General features: G+C 61.0%; 20 protein-coding genes. 7 read left to right on the plus strand and 13 right to left on the minus strand.

The genetic code is table 11. The annotated features are described in order from the left end of the window. Window positions 1-68 precede the first annotated feature (68 nt). Window positions 69-995: a biotin-dependent carboxyltransferase family protein gene (locus ELQ88_RS26485; protein ID WP_138968726.1), complete on the minus strand. Its 927-nt coding sequence runs from the start codon at window positions 993-995 to the stop codon at window positions 69-71. Continuing rightward, window positions 992-1,696, minus strand: coding sequence for an allophanate hydrolase subunit 1 (locus ELQ88_RS26490; RefSeq protein WP_138968727.1), 705 nt, complete (start codon window positions 1,694-1,696; stop codon window positions 992-994). Before ELQ88_RS26490 ends, ELQ88_RS26485 begins: the two co-directional genes overlap by 4 nt. 240 nt (window positions 1,697-1,936) lie before the next feature. Here ELQ88_RS26490 and ELQ88_RS26495 point away from each other — a divergent pair, with 240 nt between their 5' ends. Further along, window positions 1,937-2,851, plus strand: coding sequence for a LysR family transcriptional regulator (locus tag ELQ88_RS26495; protein WP_128872032.1), 915 nt, complete (start codon window positions 1,937-1,939; stop codon window positions 2,849-2,851). A 55-nt stretch (window positions 2,852-2,906) separates the two neighbouring features. On the opposite strand, the gene ELQ88_RS26500 is transcribed toward ELQ88_RS26495, so the two are convergent. The 3 genes from ELQ88_RS26500 to ELQ88_RS26510 are packed head-to-tail and all read right to left on the minus strand — an operon-like array spanning window position 2,907 to window position 4,765. Next, a complete protein-coding gene (locus tag ELQ88_RS26500) occupies window positions 2,907-3,449 on the minus strand; it encodes a DUF2937 family protein (RefSeq protein WP_138968728.1) in 543 nt (180 codons plus the stop codon). 12 nt (window positions 3,450-3,461) lie between these two features. After that, a complete protein-coding gene (locus ELQ88_RS26505; RefSeq protein ID WP_128872030.1) occupies window positions 3,462-4,238 on the minus strand; it encodes a class II glutamine amidotransferase in 777 nt (258 codons plus the stop codon). 32 nt (window positions 4,239-4,270) lie between these two features. Continuing rightward, a complete protein-coding gene (locus ELQ88_RS26510; RefSeq protein WP_128872029.1) occupies window positions 4,271-4,765 on the minus strand; it encodes an MFS transporter in 495 nt (164 codons plus the stop codon). Between the two features lie 230 nt (window positions 4,766-4,995). On the opposite strand from ELQ88_RS26510, the gene ELQ88_RS26520 reads away from it, so the two are divergent. Further along, entirely contained in the window at window positions 4,996-7,050 is a 2,055-nt protein-coding gene (locus tag ELQ88_RS26520) for a S9 family peptidase (RefSeq protein ID WP_138968729.1), read from the plus strand. A gap of 32 nt (window positions 7,051-7,082) precedes the next feature. Here ELQ88_RS26520 and ELQ88_RS26525 read toward each other — a convergent pair whose 3' ends face one another. Continuing rightward, window positions 7,083-7,373 carry a hypothetical protein gene (locus ELQ88_RS26525; RefSeq protein WP_128872027.1) on the minus strand — a complete coding sequence of 97 codons (291 nt, stop codon included), beginning with the start codon at window positions 7,371-7,373 and terminating at the stop codon, window positions 7,083-7,085. A 97-nt stretch (window positions 7,374-7,470) separates the two neighbouring features. On the opposite strand from ELQ88_RS26525, the gene ELQ88_RS26530 reads away from it, so the two are divergent. The 4 genes from ELQ88_RS26530 (at window position 7,471) to ELQ88_RS26545 (ending at window position 9,721) form a co-directional block, all read left to right on the plus strand. After that, window positions 7,471-8,157: a hypothetical protein gene (locus ELQ88_RS26530; RefSeq protein WP_138968730.1), complete on the plus strand. Its 687-nt coding sequence runs from the start codon at window positions 7,471-7,473 to the stop codon at window positions 8,155-8,157. 49 nt (window positions 8,158-8,206) lie between these two features. Beyond that, a complete protein-coding gene (locus tag ELQ88_RS26535) occupies window positions 8,207-8,578 on the plus strand; it encodes a YajD family HNH nuclease (protein WP_064679221.1) in 372 nt (123 codons plus the stop codon). 202 nt (window positions 8,579-8,780) lie between these two features. Continuing rightward, window positions 8,781-9,251 (plus strand): RNA methyltransferase, encoded by a 471-nt coding sequence (locus ELQ88_RS26540; protein ID WP_128872026.1) that lies wholly within the window; start codon window positions 8,781-8,783, stop codon window positions 9,249-9,251. Between the two features lie 92 nt (window positions 9,252-9,343). Further along, the gene (locus tag ELQ88_RS26545; RefSeq protein WP_128872025.1) at window positions 9,344-9,721 is read left to right on the plus strand and encodes a DUF2892 domain-containing protein; all 378 of its coding nucleotides are present in this window, start codon (window positions 9,344-9,346) and stop codon (window positions 9,719-9,721) included. 134 nt (window positions 9,722-9,855) lie between these two features. On the opposite strand, the gene ELQ88_RS26550 is transcribed toward ELQ88_RS26545, so the two are convergent. Continuing rightward, on the minus strand, window positions 9,856-11,085 hold the full coding sequence (locus ELQ88_RS26550) for a hypothetical protein (RefSeq protein ID WP_138968731.1): 1,230 nt from the start codon (window positions 11,083-11,085) through the stop codon (window positions 9,856-9,858). A gap of 21 nt (window positions 11,086-11,106) precedes the next feature. Then, window positions 11,107-11,556: a YcgN family cysteine cluster protein gene (locus ELQ88_RS26555; protein ID WP_128872023.1), complete on the minus strand. Its 450-nt coding sequence runs from the start codon at window positions 11,554-11,556 to the stop codon at window positions 11,107-11,109. Window positions 11,557-11,834: 278 nt separating this feature from the next. Here ELQ88_RS26555 and ELQ88_RS26560 point away from each other — a divergent pair, with 278 nt between their 5' ends. Beyond that, window positions 11,835-12,428, plus strand: a complete 594-nt coding sequence (locus ELQ88_RS26560; RefSeq protein ID WP_138968732.1) for a nitroreductase family protein — start codon at window positions 11,835-11,837, stop codon at window positions 12,426-12,428. 195 nt (window positions 12,429-12,623) lie between these two features. Here ELQ88_RS26560 and ELQ88_RS26565 read toward each other — a convergent pair whose 3' ends face one another. The 5 genes from ELQ88_RS26565 to ELQ88_RS26585 all read right to left on the minus strand — a co-directional run bounded on the left by ELQ88_RS26565 (window position 12,624) and on the right by ELQ88_RS26585 (window position 17,619). Then, on the minus strand, window positions 12,624-13,556 hold the full coding sequence (locus ELQ88_RS26565) for a D-2-hydroxyacid dehydrogenase (RefSeq protein WP_128872021.1): 933 nt from the start codon (window positions 13,554-13,556) through the stop codon (window positions 12,624-12,626). A gap of 130 nt (window positions 13,557-13,686) precedes the next feature. Beyond that, window positions 13,687-13,980, minus strand: coding sequence for a YcgL domain-containing protein (locus ELQ88_RS26570; protein WP_138968733.1), 294 nt, complete (start codon window positions 13,978-13,980; stop codon window positions 13,687-13,689). After that, entirely contained in the window at window positions 13,977-15,110 is a 1,134-nt protein-coding gene (gene rnd, locus ELQ88_RS26575; RefSeq protein WP_138968734.1) for a ribonuclease D, read from the minus strand. The genes ELQ88_RS26570 and rnd overlap by 4 nt, the downstream gene beginning before the upstream one ends. Window positions 15,111-15,233: 123 nt before the next feature. Then, window positions 15,234-15,896, minus strand: a complete 663-nt coding sequence (locus tag ELQ88_RS26580; RefSeq protein ID WP_128872018.1) for a class I SAM-dependent methyltransferase — start codon at window positions 15,894-15,896, stop codon at window positions 15,234-15,236. Window positions 15,897-15,969: 73 nt separating this feature from the next. Continuing rightward, entirely contained in the window at window positions 15,970-17,619 is a 1,650-nt protein-coding gene (locus ELQ88_RS26585) for a phosphoethanolamine--lipid A transferase (RefSeq protein ID WP_138968735.1), read from the minus strand. Window positions 17,620-17,645: the final 26 nt, after the last annotated feature.

A 17,645-nucleotide genomic window follows, 5' to 3' on the forward strand; every position in this document is an offset into this window, starting at 1 on the left:
TTTTGTTCGCACACAAATAATGTGTCCGCTGGAGATCAACTGTGGGAGCGGGCTTGCTCGCGAAGCTTTTAGCAGTTAACGAACCGGCGCAGATACTCGACCTGTTCCCGATGCGCCACCTCCTGCACCACCGGCTTCAATCTCACCTTCGATCCGGGCAAACGCTGCGCCAGCCGCGCCAACGCCAACGGCGTCAACGCCCCCAACCGCGGATACCCGCCGATGGTCTGCCGATCATTGAGCAACACGATCGGCTGCCCGTCCGGCGGCACCTGGACTGCGCCCAGCGGGATGCCTTCGGAAATCATCGGCTGGCCCTGGTACTCCAACGCCGTTCCCAGCAAGCGAATGCCCATGCGATCGGCACGGCTGTCGAGGGTCCAGACGCTGTTGAACGCGTCGAACAGACTCTGCCCGCTGAACTCACCGATCTGCGCGCCCAGCACCAGGTCCAGCGGCGTAGCGAGGTCAAGGTCCGGTCGCTGATCGGCAGGCAACTCCCGCAGCAGCATCAGCGAGTTACCGGAATAACTCAACGACCGCCCCTGGGTCAGCGGGCGCCCCATGCCCTCCAGGCCACCGAGCTCTTCGCGCACCACCGTCGACCGACTGCCCAGGACCTCGGGGGCTTCGAATCCTCCCGGGGCCGCCAGATAGGCCCGCGCCCCGAGTAGCGGCTGAGTGAATTGCAGCCGCTGACCTTTGTGCAACCGGAAACTACGCCACGGCGCCAACGCCTCGCCATCGATGTGCGCGCCCAGATCCGCGCCACCCAGGGCGAGCACACACTCCTCCTCGGCCAGCACGCTGAAACCGCCGAGGGTGATCTCGATCACCGGCGCATCCAGCCGGTTACCCAGCAACCAGTTGGCCCACGACATCGATCGCCAATCCAGCGCTCCGCCCTGGGTCACGCCCAGATGCCGCACACCGAAACGGCCAGCGTCCTGCAACAGACACAACGGTGTACTCGCTTCTATCGATAGACGGCTCATGCCTGCGCCTCCAGTGGTGTGTCGTCACCGCCCAGGTTGATGAATTCGGCATGACTGACGGCTTCAAAGCGTACAGTGTCGCCCGGTTGCATCAGGCTGTAGCCGTCGCGCTCGCGGTCGAACAGTTTGGCCGGGGTCCGGCCGATCAGGTTCCAGCCGCCCGGCGACACCACGGGGTAAGCCGCCGTCTGGCGTTCGGCGATGCCGACACTGCCGGCAGCGACCTTTTTACGCGGAGTGTCCAGGCGCGGTGCCGCCAGCGCTTCCTCCACCAGGCCCATGAAGGCGAACCCCGGCGCGAAACCCAAGGCGAACACCTGATACTCGCGCTCGCTATGGCGGCGGATCACTTCATCGACCGCCAATCCGCTGCGCTGCGCCAACAGACTCAGCTCCGGACCGACACTCAAGTCATACCAGACCGACAGCACATGACATTTGCCAGGGGTGCGGGCGTTGGGCGACAGATCGATCAAGGCTTCGGCAATCAACTCCCGAGCCTGGGCCGGACTCAGTGAAGTCAGGTCATAATGCACCATCAACGTCGTATAGGACGGCACCAGGTCAATCAGGTGCCCGGCGAACGCAGTGCGAAGACCTTCGCTGGCCGCGAGTATCCACGGCATGTTCGCTTCGCTGATCGCATCGAACAGACGCACCATCAGGCAGTCCAGCGCCACCACTTCCACGCGCGGCTTCATGATGCGCCCTGCTGATCGAGTGCTTAAAGCTCCCGGGCGAGCCGGTGCTTTCGGAATGAAGGGGGTGTCGGGCGCACTCATGGCAAATCTCCGCGCTGGTTTTTATTAATATTGTTCTGAGCCCCGACGACGCCTATCGTGGGAACCGGATAGCCTGATTTTTGGACGCATGGCCCTGCCGCGTCCAACTAATAAAATCCCGCCCTAGACATAAGAAAACTTTATCCGCGAGCTGCTCCCATGAACCTGAAGTTTCTCGAGACCTTTGTCTGGGTCGCCCGACTCAAGAGTTTTCGCCTGACGGCCGACAAACTCTTCACCACCCAGGCCTCGATTTCCAGCCGCATCGCGGTGCTCGAAGGCGAACTCGGCGTAAAACTGTTCCTGCGCGATTCCCGCGGCGTGAGCCTGACGCCCGAAGGCCTGAAAGTGCTCGACTATGCCGAGCAGATGATGGACACCATGCAGGCGCTCAAGCAGTCGATCGAGACGCGTTCGTGCAAGGTTGGACGGGTGCGGATCGGCGTGATGGACACGGTGATCCATACCTGGCTGAGCCCGTTGGTAGCACAGATGATGGATCACTATCCGCTGGTGGAAATCGAGCTGGTGGCCGATACGGCGCTCAATCTCTGCGATCAGCTGCAAAAAGGCTTTCTCGACCTGATCCTGCAAACCGACCTGTTGCGCCAGGAAAGTGTCCGCAGCCTGGAGCTGGCCAGCCACCCGATGGGTTGGATCGTTGCCAGTAACTCGATCTACAACCGCGAGTATTGCGACATCGCCGATCTGGCTCGCGAGCGAATTATTACCTACTCGAAAAACTCCCACCCACATCAGGACATCTTGAGCCTGATGCAGGCCAACGGTGTCATGGCACCACGGCTCAACTGCGTGAACTCGGTGTCGGCGATTACCCGCTTGCTCCGGGATGGCTTCGGTATCGGCGCGTTGCCGCCGGTGCTGGTGGCCGAGGAACTGGCGCGAGGGGAACTGACCTTGCTGGCCATCGAGCAACGGCCGCCGAATTTGCAGGTGGTGGTGTCGTGGCGGACCGGGGTGGAGTGGGTCGAGGAGATAGTGGCGTTGTGTCAGCAGGTATTGGACGGGTATGCGCACAAGGTGGGTGAGGATTACATCGTCCTCGCGCGGTGATCACACCCTGTGGCGAGGGAGCTTGCTCCTTCGCCACAGAGATCGCATCGCCCCCTTACAACCCCCGCACATCCCGGTCTTCGATCGGCCGGCTCTGGCGCAGGCGTTTGCCGCCCAGCACCACCCAGTCGATCAGCCGGAACAGGCATTCGATGCCGAAAGACAGCAACAGCGCGCCGCTCATGCCCCAGATCATCGCTTCCGGCGTCAGCAGGATCTGGTAGTTGTAGCCATTCCAGGTTTCCTTGCGAATCTCCGGATCGGCGGCCAGGACCACTTGCAGGAAGCGGATATACCACGGCCCCTGCATCGCCTGGAACTGTTTGTCGAGGGCCTGTCGACGGGTCAACAGGGTGTTCAGGCTGTCGGCATCGCTACGAAAGATCGGGTCTTCGCTCGCGCGGTAATGGGCCACCAACGCCTGCATGTCACCCTTGAAGAACTGATTGGCAGTCCCCTGAAAACCGCTCAGCCCGGTCTGCGCTTCGATCAGATGGGCTTCGACCCGCTTGGCGTAATCGCTGATGAACCCCGGCACCTGGACACCGATCAACAGGCCTGCCGCAAACAACACCAGCCGTAGATAACTGAGCAACATGGTTGCGTGTCCTTATTCGGTCTTGCCCTGGCTGACGCATTCACCGCGCCGCCACAGGCTCCATTGGCCCGGTTCGTAGCGGGTCCAGGTTTCGTTTTCGGTCAAGGGCTCGGTGGCAATCACCGTGACCACGTCGTTGGGCGTGGTTTCGGCCTGGAAGTCGACGATCACGTCGACATCCTTCAAGCGCGCCGGGCCAAACGGTGCGCGGCGGGTAATCTGCGCCAGTTTGGTCGAGCAGTAGCAGAACAGCCAGTCGCCGTCGCTGAGCAGGCAATTGAACACCCCTTTGCTGCGGTATTCGGCGCACGCGGCCACCAGGTCCGGCAGCAGTTCTTCGACTTCCACCGGTTCCGGGAAGGCGGCACGCACCCGATTGAGCACGTCGCAGAACGCCGCTTCGCTGTCGGTATCGCCGACCGGGCGGTAAAAACTGGTGATGGGTTGAAAGTCCGCCAGTTGGCCGTTATGGGCGAAACACCAGTTGCGTCCCCACAACTCGCGCACGAACGGATGGGTGTTGGACAGGCAGACCTTGCCGACGTTGGCCTGGCGGATGTGCCCGATCACCACTTCGCTCTTGATCGGATAGCGTTGCACCAGGTTCGCGACTTCCGATTCGCAGCTCGCCGCCGGGTCCTGGAACAAGCGCAGGCCTCGGCCTTCATAGAAGGCGATGCCCCAACCGTCGCGGTGCGGACCGGTGCGGCCGCCGCGCTGCATCAGCCCGGTGAAGCTGAACACGATATCGGTCGGGACATTGGCGCTCATGCCCAATAACTCACACATGTTCTGACTCTCGATTCAATGCAGGGGCAAGGTTACAACCGCGGTTCGACCCGCAAACGCTGGGGATTGCTCGGCACCGGCGGGCGACCGTAACGATCGTCGCCGGCACCGCCGAAAGGCTGGTCTTCAGGTTCATCGGCCCTGGCCGCGGCCTGGGCGGCGGCAGCCTGCTCCATGCGAGCCTTGGAGCCGCGCTCGATCATGAAACGGATCGCCACGAACACCAGGTAGAGGCCGAACGCGAGCATGCTGTACATCAACAGATCGGAAATCGCCCGCCAGGCGTTGTTGCCGACCTTGAACAACAGGTCCAGGGCCGTGATGGCGATGGCCGGGGCGACCTTTTCCTTCACCGGGTCGATGATGGTCGGGCTGAACAGCAACACGAAAACCAGCAGCCGCAACGGCTCACGCAGCCAGCGCCACATCCAGCGGGTCATGCGCATCCACACTAACAGGCAGCCTAAAGCGGCGAAGGCGTAAAGGCCCCAAGCGATCAGATAGTCGTTCTCGGTCATGGTGTCCATGGCAAGGCAGGCAAAGAGGCGCTTATAGTAACGACTTTTCGCCCATCAGGCTTGTCCCAATACCTGTCTGTAGAGCGCAACCCCTGTGGGAGCGGGCTTGCTCGCGAAGAGGCCAGTCCATTCAACAACTGCGTTGACTGGCACACCGCTTTCGCGAGCAAGTCGAATCGTCGCACCGCCGCTCCCACAGGTTGCGAAGCCCCTTTCCGCACATTGTTCGAGAGCCCTTCATGCCCCTATCCGCCAACGTTTCCAACGCCCCGATCGCCCACAAGGCCGAAGGCGATGACCCGTATGCCTGGCTCCAGGAGCGCGACACCGACGCGGTGCTCGACTACCTGAAAGCGGAAAACACTTATCAAGAGGCGCAAACCGCCGATCAGGCCGGGCTGCGCGAAACCCTGTTCGAAGAGATCAAGGGCCGGATTCTCGAAACCGACCTGTCGCTGCCCTCCCCCTGGGGGCCGTACCTGTATTACACACGCACCACGGCGGGTGACGAATACGCCCGTCACTACCGCTGCCCGCGCCCGGCCGACGACAGCCTGCAGCTCGACGAAAGCCAGGAGCTACTGCTGCTGGACCCGAACGAACTGGCCAAGGGCGGCTTCTTTTCCCTGGGCGCATTCAGCATCAGCCCCGACCACCAACGCCTGGCCTACAGCATCGACTCCACGGGCGATGAGATTTTCACGTTGTTCGTGAAGGAATTGTCCAATGGTCGTGTCAGCGAATTGGAATTCCAGGACTGCGACGGCAGCATGACCTGGGCCAACGACAGCCTGACGCTGTTCTTCGGCGAACTGGACGACACCCACCGCCCGCACAAACTGTACCGCTATCGACTGGATGGCACGGCGGCTGAAGAAGTGTTCCATGAAACCGACGGTCGATTCTTCATGCACTGCTACCGGTCCAGTTCCGAGCAGCAATTGCTGCTGTCGCTGGGCAGCAAGACGACCAGCGAAGTCTGGGTGCTCGACGCGTTCCAGCCGCAGCAAGCCTTTGCCTGCGTAGCGCCGCGGGTTGAAGATCATGAATACGACGTCGACCACGGTGTGCTCGACGGGGTCTGGACCTGGTTCATTCGCACCAATCGCGACGGCATCAACTTTGCCCTGTACACGGCCGTCGATACCGGCGTCGCGCCGACCCTGGCTGACTGGCAGAACCTGATTCCCCACAGCGACACCACGATGATCGACGGCATGAGCCTGAACGCCTCGGCCATGACCCTGAGCCTGCGGGTCGGCGGCTTGCCGGTGATCGAAGTCCATCCGCAAGACCTGCCGAGCTACCGTGTGCAACTGCCGGATGCGGCCTACAGCCTGCACGTGCAGAACAGCCTGGAATTCGTCAGCGACAGGATTCGCCTGCGCTACGAAGCGTTGAACCGTCCGGCGCAAATCCGCCAGCTGGGACTGGCCACCGGCGAGCAGCAAGTCCTCAAGCAAACCCCGGTACTGGGCCCGTTCGATGCCGATGCCTACGTCAGCCAGCGTCTATGGGCGACGGCACCCGACGGTACGCAAGTGCCGATCAGCCTCGTCGTCAAACGCGAAGCCCTCGGTAAGCCGACGCCCCTTTATCTGTACGGCTACGGCGCGTATGGCGAAAGCCTCGACCCGTGGTTCTCCCATGCGCGCCTGAGCCTGCTGGACCGCGGCGTGGCGTTTGCCATCGCTCACGTGCGTGGCGGCGGTGAATTGGGCGAAGCCTGGTATCGCGCCGGCAAGCAGGAGCACAAGCACAACACCTTCAGCGACTTCATCGCCTGCGCCGAGCATTTGATCGACAACGGCTTCACCACATCAAGGCAACTGGCGATCAGCGGCGGTAGCGCTGGTGGGTTGCTGATCGGCGCCGTCCTCAACACGCGGCCGGAGTTGTTCGGCGCAGCGATTGCCGAAGTGCCGTTCGTCGACGTGCTCAACACCATGCTCGACCCGGACCTGCCGTTGACCGTGACCGAGTACGACGAGTGGGGCAATCCGCAGGAACCGGACGTTTATGAGCGGATCAAGGCTTATGCCCCGTACGAAAACGTCACCGCGCAGGCATATCCGGCGACGTTGGTGATTGCCGGCTACAACGACAGTCGCGTGCAGTATTGGGAAGCGGCCAAGTGGGTGGCCAAGTTGCGTGCGACCAAAACCGACAACAATCCCCTGTTGCTCAAGACCGAATTGGGCGCCGGGCACGGCGGGATGAGCGGGCGGTACCAGGGATTGCGTGATGTAGCGCTCGAATATGCATTTGTGTTCAAAGTGCTGGGTATTGCCTGAGAAACCTGGGCCGACGGCCGATCGTCTTCGCCTTAACCGCCCGGCGACTTGATCTTCGTGCCGTTCTGCTCAAGCCCCGGCAACGTCTGGTCCTTGGGCGGGCTGGGCATTTCGATCGGCGGCAACAACGGCGGCCCGCCACTGCCGGACCCGGCCTTGGGCACGCTGATCGGGGTAATCTGCGGGTAGGGCGTCGGCGTTGCGGTGCCCGGCGACCCGGGCAATGGCCCGGGGCTGGTGGGAATGGTGGGTTGTTCCTGGGCCTGCACTGCAGTTATCGAGAGCGCGGCCAGGGCAATGACCGTTAGAATGGTGCGCTTCATCAATGGCTCCGTTGGCCTTGTAGTCTGTTTGCAGGCTACTCCCAACCGCCGCTGTTTGCCTGCCCCTGATTGCCGATTTTCCATCAAGAGTGCCCCAATGAAACGTTTCGTTCTGCTCGACACCACCCCGATTCCTGAAAATGGCGGTGCCTTGTGCCTGTTCGAATACGGCGAGGACTTTGTCATCAAGATCCAGGGGGGCGATGGCGGGCAGTTGATGAACACACGCATGCACGGTTCCGAAGACGCCCTGGCCGAGATCCCGTGCCGCAAGGTGGCCGGCCGGCCGAACTCGCGGGTGTTGATCGGTGGCCTGGGCATGGGCTTCACCCTCGCCTCGGCCCTCAAGCATCTGGGCAAGACCGCTGAAGTGGTGGTCGCCGAACTGGTGCCCGGCGTCGTCGAATGGAACCGTGGGCCGCTGGGCGAGAAAGCCGGCAATCCGCTGCTCGATCCGCGCACGGTGATCCGCATGGAAGACGTGGCCAAGGTGCTGCAAACCGAGCCACAGGGCTTCGATGCGATCATGCTCGACGTCGACAACGGCCCCGAAGGCCTGACCCAGAAGGCCAACAGTTGGCTCTATTCCGCTGGAGGCCTGAGCGCCTGCGCCAAGGCCCTGCGCCCCAAAGGCGTGCTGGCGGTGTGGTCGGCCAGCGCTGACCGGCAGTTTTCCGACAAGCTGAAAAAGGCCGGTTTCAAGGCCGAGGAAGTGCAAGTCTTCGCCCATGGCAACAAAGGCACCCGCCACACCATCTGGATTGCCGAGAAGCTCAAGGCCTGAGCTAAACTGACCTCATAACCGTCATTAGTCTTTTTACAAAGGTGAACCCATGAGTTCGTCCACCCCAACCAATACATCGAAGCTGGACCGCATCCTCGCCGACAACCAGCGCGACAAGGAAATGGGTTACCGCGACAAGGCCCTGAAGATGTACCCGCACGTGTGCGGCCGCTGCGCCCGCGAGTTCTCTGGCAAGCGCCTGAGCGAACTGACCGTGCACCACCGCGACCACAACCACGACAACAATCCGCAGGACGGCTCGAACTGGGAATTGTTGTGCCTGTATTGCCACGACAATGAACACTCGCGATACACCGACCAGCAGTACTTTGGTGAAGGCTCGCTGAGCTCGCCGAAGATCGCCAAGGCGACGCATAACCCGTTTGCGGCGTTGGCCGGGTTGATGAAGAAAGACGAATAATCTTCAGCGCCTGAGCTGGCCTCTTCGCGAGCAAGCCCGCTCCCACATTGATCCGTGGTGACCACACTTATGATGTTCGCCGCAGATCCAGTGTGCGGGCTTGCTCGCGAAGGCAATCTCCTCGCCACCACAAGTCTCCAAACCGGACACCCCTCCCCCAATCCCCGTATAATCGCGCTTTTTCCCCGAAGGCACCCCGCTCGTGGCAGACAAACGGTACAGCTGCATAGGTTTGTATAACCCCAAATCACCGGAAAACGTCGGCTCGGTGATGCGCGCCGCCGGCTGTTATGGCGCCGCGTCGGTGTTCTACACCGGCAAGCGTTATGAACGCGCCGCAGACTTCGTCACCGACACCAAGCGCGTGCACTACGACATTCCGCTGATCGGCATCGACGACCTGAAGAAAATCCTGCCCCTGGGCTGCGTCCCGGTCGCGGTGGAACTGGTCGAAGGCGCCCGTTCGCTGCCCGAATACACCCACCCGGATCGCGCGCTGTACATCTTCGGCCCGGAAGACGGCTCGCTGGATCAAGAGATCCGCGACTGGTGCGAAGACGTGGTGTACATCCCGACCACCGGCTGCATGAACCTGGCGGCCACCGTCAATGTCGTGCTGTACGACCGCATGGCCAAGGGCCTGAACACCCGCTCGGGGCCGAAATTCCGCTGAATTGCTGTACATCCGATGGAACAAGCCGCCCGCCTCGGCAGTCAGCTTAATTATCTATTCTTGCAGCAGCCCATCCAGCCAGGAGACAGATCATGAGCGAACTCACACGCGTAGAACGCATCGAGTCCACCCCGTTCCAGACCCATTCCGACCATAACGTTCAGGGCTGGGAGCGCATCGGCTCCGTGGCCGGTGGCGTGGTGATGGTCAGCAAGGGCCTGCGTCGCGGCGGTGTGTTCGGATTGATTCAAGTGGCGATCGGCGGCGTGGCGCTGGCTCGCGGGATTACCGGGCACAGTTCGGTCAAGAGCCTGTTGGAGAAAAGCCGCCAGGACATGAATAACGTGCGGGCGAAAATCGAGCGGGCCGGGGAAGAGTTGGGGCGGTTGAAGGCGAATGCCGACGCGGCGACCAAGACGGCTACCGTGACCGGAAATGATTCGTTGAAGTCGCCTAAGACCGGGGTTTGACCCGGGATTTGATCCCGGATTTGATCCCGGATTTGTAGTGGGGCTTATGGCCTCTTCGCTGGCAAGCCAGCTCCTACAGTGATCTGTGCGGTTCACGAATCACTGTAGGAGCTGGCTTGCCAGCGAAGGCGATATTACTGAAGCAACTCGGTATCAAGAACCTTGGAAGACTCGCCAATCACGCTCTCGGCGAGCTGAACGAATTCCTTGGTGTCCACACCCTCCAGACGCATCGCCCCACGCAACACATCATCCAGCGAACGCTTGTTGCGGGTCTTCAGGCGAATTTCGCGATCCAGCTCCTGCAGCAACAACACCGCCTTCGAAACCTGTGTCGGGCTCATTTGCTCACCGCGCAACGTCGTGACTTTCTGGCCGTCCTTGACCAACTTGCGGTGCAAACTCTCGTAGCGCTCATCACTCATGCCACCCGCCCGGCGCACCAGTTCGATGGCGTAATACTCGGCAAAGCCTTCACTGATCCAGTCACTTCGCTGCCGGTCGTTGATCCGGCCGAATACCTGGGCCAATTCACGCACCACCGCGCTGCGGCCGCTTTCGCTGACCAGCGGCAAACGTGTGTTCAGGTAAATCGATTCGTGCGCCGCCAGGCTGCCGCGCCACATCGGGTCATTGGCACCGACGATCAGCAGCTTGGTGGGATGACGCGGGAACACTGCCTGCACTTGCGGCCAGACAAAAGTCAGCAACGTCAGCACGTCCATGCGACGCATGCCCTGGCCTCGGGGCGAAGCGACGGTGACTTCGGTTTCCCCCAATCGCGTGCGACGGCTGCCAAGGTGGCCGGCGAGCATCCAGCCCGTGGGCCGGTCGAACAATCGGGAGACGTTATCGATGCGAAAGGTGTTCTTGCCGATCCGCGGCCAGGCGGTTTCGACGCTTTTCCAGCCGCTGGGCAACTCGAATTCAAGGCGTGAAACCAGCTCGATGCCGTCCTGTTGATCGAGCCGGGCAGCCGGCACCAGATCGTCGCCACGCATCAACGCCCAGGTCGGGGTCATGCGAGTGTCGAAACTGCCGCTCTTGCGGCCATGGCTGATGCGCACGCGGTAGGTCAGGCTGGCCTTGTCGGCGGACGGAAGCCAGACACCGCGCATCGGCTTGCCGGGCGTCAGTTGCCATTGGCCGTCGGCCTTGAAATCGCTGTAGTGGCTGCCATCGCCCAGGTCGAAATCCAGACTGCGCACTGCCGAGCCTTGAGCCAGGGTCAGGCGGACTTCGGCCTGATCGCTTTGCGGCAACAGGCGCACGTGATAATCCAGATCGACCTTCTTCGCCGCCAACACCGGCAAACCCAGGGCCAACAGCCCAACGACCAACGCCAGCCGCAATCCTACAGCCATACACACTCCTTGGAGAAAACCTCAACCCGCCCGGAAAATCAGATGGTCTTCCCAATCCTCTTCGGCCACGCTGCCTTCGGCGAGCATGCGCCCGGATTGTGAAATTCGCTCGTGGTGCACGGCGTCGCGATCACCGCACACCAGGTGATGCCAGAGCGGCAGGTCCTTGCCCTCGCTGACCAGTCGATAACCGCAGGTCGGTGGCAGCCATTTGAACGTGTCGGCCTTGCCTGGCGTGAGCTGGATGCAGTCCGGCACGAAGTCGCGACGGTTGGGGTAATCGGTGCACTGGCAGGTTTTCAGGTCCAGCAGTTTGCAGGCAATGCGCGTGTAATAGACCGAGTTGTCTTCTTCATCTTCGAGCTTTTGCAGGCAGCACAGGCCGCAGCCGTCGCACAGCGATTCCCATTCCTGCGGATCGAGTTGATCGAGGGTTTTGCGCATCCAGAACGGTTCGACTTTAGCGGCCATGGTTCAACATCGACATCAGGTGGTGAAAAGGCCGCCAGTCTAGTGCCAAGGCCCTTGCGGGCCAAGCATTGGCGACTGCCGGTCGACAGGGCTTGTCAGTTTTTGCGCCGCGAAGTAGCTTTGCCAGTCGCCAGGAGCCAGACCCGCGTGCCATTAACGCTCGACCGCGTTGCATTCCGGCGAACTGCCCAGGCTCAAGAAAAACCTCAACGCTCAGCTCAACTGCGGCCGCAGGTTTCAGACGACCCTCACCTTCAACCGTAGCAAGGAACCTCTTGATGAGCGCTAATCCTCGCGTTGCCGACCACGCCATTCACCCACAATTCACCGATCGTTGGTCGCCCCGCGCCTTCACCGGCGAAACCATTCCTGTCGAGACCCTGCTGAGCTTCTTCGAAGCCGCACGCTGGGCGCCATCGGCCTACAACTCGCAACCCTGGCGGTTCCTCTACGCGCGTCGCGACACGCCGAACTGGGAGCGTTACCTGGGCTTGCTGAACGAGTTCAACCGCAGCTGGGCACAACACGCCTCGGCGCTGGTGATCGTAATCTCGAAAACCACCTTCATCGCGCCTGGCGCCACCGAAGAAACCCCGGCCCTGTGGCACACCTTCGACACCGGTTCGGCCTGGGGCCATCTGGCGCTGCAAGCGAGCATCAGCGGCTGGCACACCCACGGCATGGCCGGCTTCGATCAGGAACTGACCCGCAAGGTGCTGAATATTCCTGAGGGCTACGCCCTGCATGCGGCCGTGGCGATCGGCAAGTTGGGCGACAAGGCGAGCCTGGCGGAGTACCTGCAAGCGCGTGAAGCGCCGAGCCCGCGTCGTCCGTTGAACGAATTGGCGGCCGAAGGCGATTTCACCCTCTAAACCACACCGCCGCCCCCCTGTAGGAGCTGGCTTGCCAGCGAAGACGGCCTCAAGCCTTGCAGCGGCCATGAAAACGCCCTCGCCGGCAAGCCTGGCTCCTACAGGTTCAGCTTGCCAGTGAAGGCGGGCTCACGCCATGCAGCGGCCATACAACGCCTTCGCCGGCTAGCCGGCTCCTACAGGTTCATGGTGGTCTCAATACCCGCGATTGAAATCCACTTCCCCGCGCAACGCTTCGCCCGCCTCATACGCCCGCAGGTTCTCGACAAACAGCTTGACCATCATCGATGGCGAGGTCGGCGCCGAACTGTGCCCGGTCAACAGCAAGCCCCAGGCGGTCCAGAACGGGTGACGTTGCGGCAGCGGCTCCTGACGGCAGACATCGATCACGGCGCCTGACAGATGCCCTTCCTTCAAGGCTGCCACCAGATCCGCATCGACCACTGCCACCCCACGTCCGACATTGATGAACAAGCCGGTCGGCTTGAACTGCTTGAACAGCGCCGCGTCGTACAGGTCATGGGTACTGGGCGTGTTCGGCAACAGGTTGATCACGTAATCCACTTCACCGACCAGACGCGGCAAATCAGCCAACGCGCCTACTTCGACAAACGGCGCCTGCTCGCGGGCCTCGCTGGCGATGCCATACAACACCACGCCAAACGGCAGCAGGAACTGCGCCACGGTCTGGCCAATGTCACCGGTGCCGACGATCAACACCTTGCGCCCTGCCAGACTGTGCCCCTGGCGGCTGTCCCACTTGCGCTCGACCTGGCTGACCAGTCGCGGCAGCACTTCGCGCTCGTGGCCGAGCATGTAGGTGAGCACGTATTCGGCCATGACCTGGCCGAAAATCCCCACCGCCCGGGTCAGGCGATAATGCCGTGGCAAGCCGTCGGCCAACAGCGGCGTAATGCCGGCCCAGGTCGATTGCAGCCATTGCGGCTGGTGGCCCTGGCGCAGCAGGGTCGCCAGCAAATCCGGCTGGCCCAGCCAGATCGGACAATCGGCGGCCTGGCTGGCCAGTTCGGCGGAATCGCCGCTGGTCAGCACGTCCAGGTCGGGCGCTGCCTGACGCAGCAGTTGGGCGTACACAGGGTGCTCGTGTTCAGCAATCAGAACGCGCATGGTTCAAACCTTTCGAAAACAGTGCAGACGACCGCCGATGAAGTAACGCTCCATCGCCCTGGCCATCGCCAAATTCAATTCCAGTGATTCAAGAGAAGGCTCTTCACGAAAAGCCTGGATGCTCTGCCGATCACATCGGGTCATTGCGTCGCAGCAACTCTTCCGGCAAATGTTCGATGTATTCGTCCTCGGCCGGCGGCATTTGCAGGTGATAGCCCTGCTTGTCGAGGTTTTCCAGGACCTGGGTGATGTCTTCGCGCGACAGTTTGCGCTCGGGACTCAGCACCAGGTCGAAGGCGTGATGCGGTTTGCCGAAGGCGGCCATCAGGCTTTCCGGGACGCGTTCCAGTGCATCGCTTTTGAGCACGTAGAGGTACATCTCGTTTTTCTTCAGGCTTCGGTAGATGGAGCAAATACGTTTCAAGGCTGTTCTCCGGCGGTGGCCAGGCTGTCGAGCAGCGCCTGGCCCATCAATTCGCGGCGCCAGCCACGCAGCGAATCAGGCAGTAGGTAAGGACCATTGGGGAAACCGCTCTTGAGCAGGGCTTCCAGGGTTTTCTTGCGCAGCATCAGTTCCGGCACGATGTTCAGGCGCTCGGCTTCGGCCTGGCCGATCGCCCGCAGCTGTTTGACCAACGCGGCGGCTTCCACCGGCAACGGCTCCGGCACGGCAGGCGGCCATTGATCCGGTGACACACTGCCAGAGCGCTTGATCAGATCAAGCAGGAATTCGCCGTCCTGACGCACGGTACGCGGGTGCATGTCTTCGATTTTCGCCAGTGCGCCCAGATTGTCCGGCTGCGTCCGCGCCAGCGGCCACAGGGAATGCTCACGGACAATGCGATTGCGCGGCAGATCGCGGGCGCGCGCCTCGCGCTCGCGCCAGGCGCAGAGTTCACGCAATACGGCGAGTTGGGCACGGGACAGCTTCCAGGCCAGCTTGGCGTCGCGATAGACCTCGTACGGGTCGATCTCGCGGCGCAGGTTCGCCACCAGTTCGGCACCGTCTTCCAGGACCCAGGCGTACTTGTCGTCAGAAAGCTTCGGGCGCAACTGTACGAAAACTTCCGCCAGGTGCACGGCATCTTCGGCGGCGTAGCTGATCTGGGTGTCGGAAAGCGGGCGTTGCAGCCAGTCGGAACGGGTCTCGCCCTTGGGCAGGTCGATGCCGAGCACTTCCTGCACCAGCCGCGAATACCCCATGGAGAAACCCAGGTTCAGGTAAGCGGCGGCCAGTTGGGTGTCGAACAATGGCGCCGGCAGGCTGCCGGTCAGGCGCAGCAGGACTTCGAGGTCTTCGCTGCAGGCATGCAGGACTTTGACCACGGCCGGGTTTTCCAGCAACGCGGCCAGCGGCTGCCAGTTGTCGATGGTCAGCGGGTCAATCAGGTAAGCGCGTACGCCATCGCCGATCTGCAGCAGGCCCGCGATCGGATAAAAGGTGTCGACCCGCATGAATTCGGTGTCGAGGGCAACGAACGGCAGCTGCTGCCACTCGGCACAAAACCGACCGAGGCTATCGTTGTCGCGAATCCAGTGAATATCGATGGCCACACGGCTCTCCCTTGAAGAATGGCGCGCAGTATATATCGCCTCAGGCGATTTCCACGCATCCACTGAACAAGAGCTTTAGCGAAAATACCTGCCAATTAGCAAGAATTGTCTGACAAAGGGAGGTTATCTGGTCTTACGCAACACATAGACCCGCATCCGGGCGCAACCGGGCAGGAAATCCTGATGGCTGAGCAGACGTAATCCCGCCTGCCTGAATTCGGCTTCAACCTCGGCCTTGCCCGGCAGTTGCCGGGGCTGTGCGCCCTCTGCACCGGGACGCTGCAGTTTGAAATGCGCATCAATTCGTACCGCCACTATCACGGTATCGCGGCTGACCCGGTGGAACTCCTTGAGCATGGCCAACCGATGCTCGGAACCGTCGATGTGTTGAAACAGTTGCATGCAAAAAATGCAATCGACCGCGTTCGCCGACAAATCGATGGTGAAGGCTGAGCTCTGAAAGGTCTTGATTCGCTCAAGCAGGTGCTGCGGATGGTGGGTCTGGGCGTGATTGAGCATTTCCTGGGAGGGATCGGACGCGAGGATCACCCGGTTTGCATGCTCGGCCAACACCGGCCAGAAGCGCCCGGCACCGCAGGCTACATCGAGGATCAGGCCCGGCTCGCCAGCCACCTTGAGTGCGCTGCGCACCAACTGCTCGTCGCGCCAGAACGTCAATCGCCGCCCCAGGCCCCGCGGACGCGACTGAAGGCAGTCGCGGGCGTGTTCCCGGTCGTAGCGCCGGGTGAACTCCAGTTCAATGGCGGAGGGGGGTTGCGCGGACATGTGCAATGACTCTTGTAGGAATATGAACCCGCCGCAGCTTAGCGGCGGGTGCGTAAAAAAAAGGTTGAAGCCTTTATTCTTTGGCCAGCACACCGTCGATCACGGCACCGCGGCATCCGGCGAACATATCCAGATCCTGGTTGTAGACCTTGCTCTTGACCTCCAGCAGACCGAGCATCGAATGGAACAGGTTGTCCTGGCTCAAGGGCCTCTCACGGCTCAGTTGCAGGCAGTGGGTGTCCACCGAGAAGGATTTTTGATAGGTGTCGGAGAACCAGGCCAGCATTGCGACATGCTTTTGTTGTTCCGGCGCCAGCAGGTAAGGCGTGCCATGAAGGAACAGGTTGTATTCGCCCAGGGACTCGCCGTGATCGGACAGGTACAGCATCGCGGTATCGACTTTGTCCTGATTGCTGCGCAACAGATCGATCAGGGTCGACAGCACGTGGTCGGTGTACACCAGGGTGTTGTCGTAACCGTTGACGATACTTTCGCGACTGCAATTGTTCAGCGCGTTGCTGTCGCAGACCGGGGTGAAGCGTTCGTACTCTTTCGGGTAGCGCTTGAAATACTCCGGACCGTGACTGCCCATCTGATGCAACACCAGGACCGTATCCTTATCCAGGGTATCGATGAAGTGCTGCAGCCCCTGCAGCAGAATTTCATCACGGCATTCACTGTTGGCGCACAGTACCGGGTCCTTGAGGTTGCTGACGTCCTGGAGGGTGACCCGATCGCAGGTGCCTTTGCAGCCCGATTGGTTATCGCGCCAGATTACGTCAAGACCGGCGCGCTTGAGTACGTCCAGCAAGCTCTCTTCGTTTTTCGCCTGGCTGGCGTTGTAATCCTTGCGGCCCATGTTGGAAAACATGCACGGCACCGACACGGCTGTTTCCGTGCCGCAGGAATGCACATCGGTAAAGGCGATCAGGCCGGCTTCTTTATCCAGTTTTGGCGTGGTATCGCGGTCATAGCCGAGGATGCCGAAATTCTCGGCCCGGGCGCTTTCTCCCACCACCAGTACGGTCAAGGATTTACGGGCATGGGTTTGCCCGGCCGGGTTTCTCTCGGCGTCTTCACCGACTTTGACAAAAGGTTGCTGCGCGGAAACCACTTGTTCACGCAAGTAGCTGGCCGAGGCACCGATGTAGTTACTCGGCACCACCATCAAACGCAACTCATGGTGATTGCGAAACAACGAAGACAAGCCCTGATAGTTGATCAAGGCAACGCCGCCCAAGACCGCGACTGAAGCGGCACACACCAGCACTTTACTTAACAGTTCACGGTGCCAGCGACGATAACTGATCGGTGTCTTCCACAACAGCCACGAAGGAAGAATGCCCAGCAACAGAATATAAACAAGTAGTTTTATCGAGAGTAAGTCGCGTACTTCCGTCGCATTGGTCTGTGCAAAGTTGCGCAGCATGCCAATGTCGATCATCACGCCATATTGACTCATGAAATAGGCCACGCCGGCACTGACCATGAAGATCAGCGTCAGCACTGGTTTCATCACGCCCCGGAACGCCAGCAAGGTCAGCACAATGTTAAACACGGCGAGGATCATCACCCCGAACGCCACGCGCATGACCAGGCCTTTGCCGTCAGACGCGGTGATTGCAAACAGGTGCTTCCAGAGCACCAGATTGAACGCCGTTAATAACAAGGCGCTGGCAATCAGTGTCACCCACTCTGGGCGCACGGCTTTAATCTTCAACATGATGATTGGCTGATCCTGAAAAGAAG

The sequence above is a fragment of the Pseudomonas sp. MPC6 genome (assembly GCF_006094435.1).
Lineage (GTDB): Bacteria > Pseudomonadota > Gammaproteobacteria > Pseudomonadales > Pseudomonadaceae > Aquipseudomonas.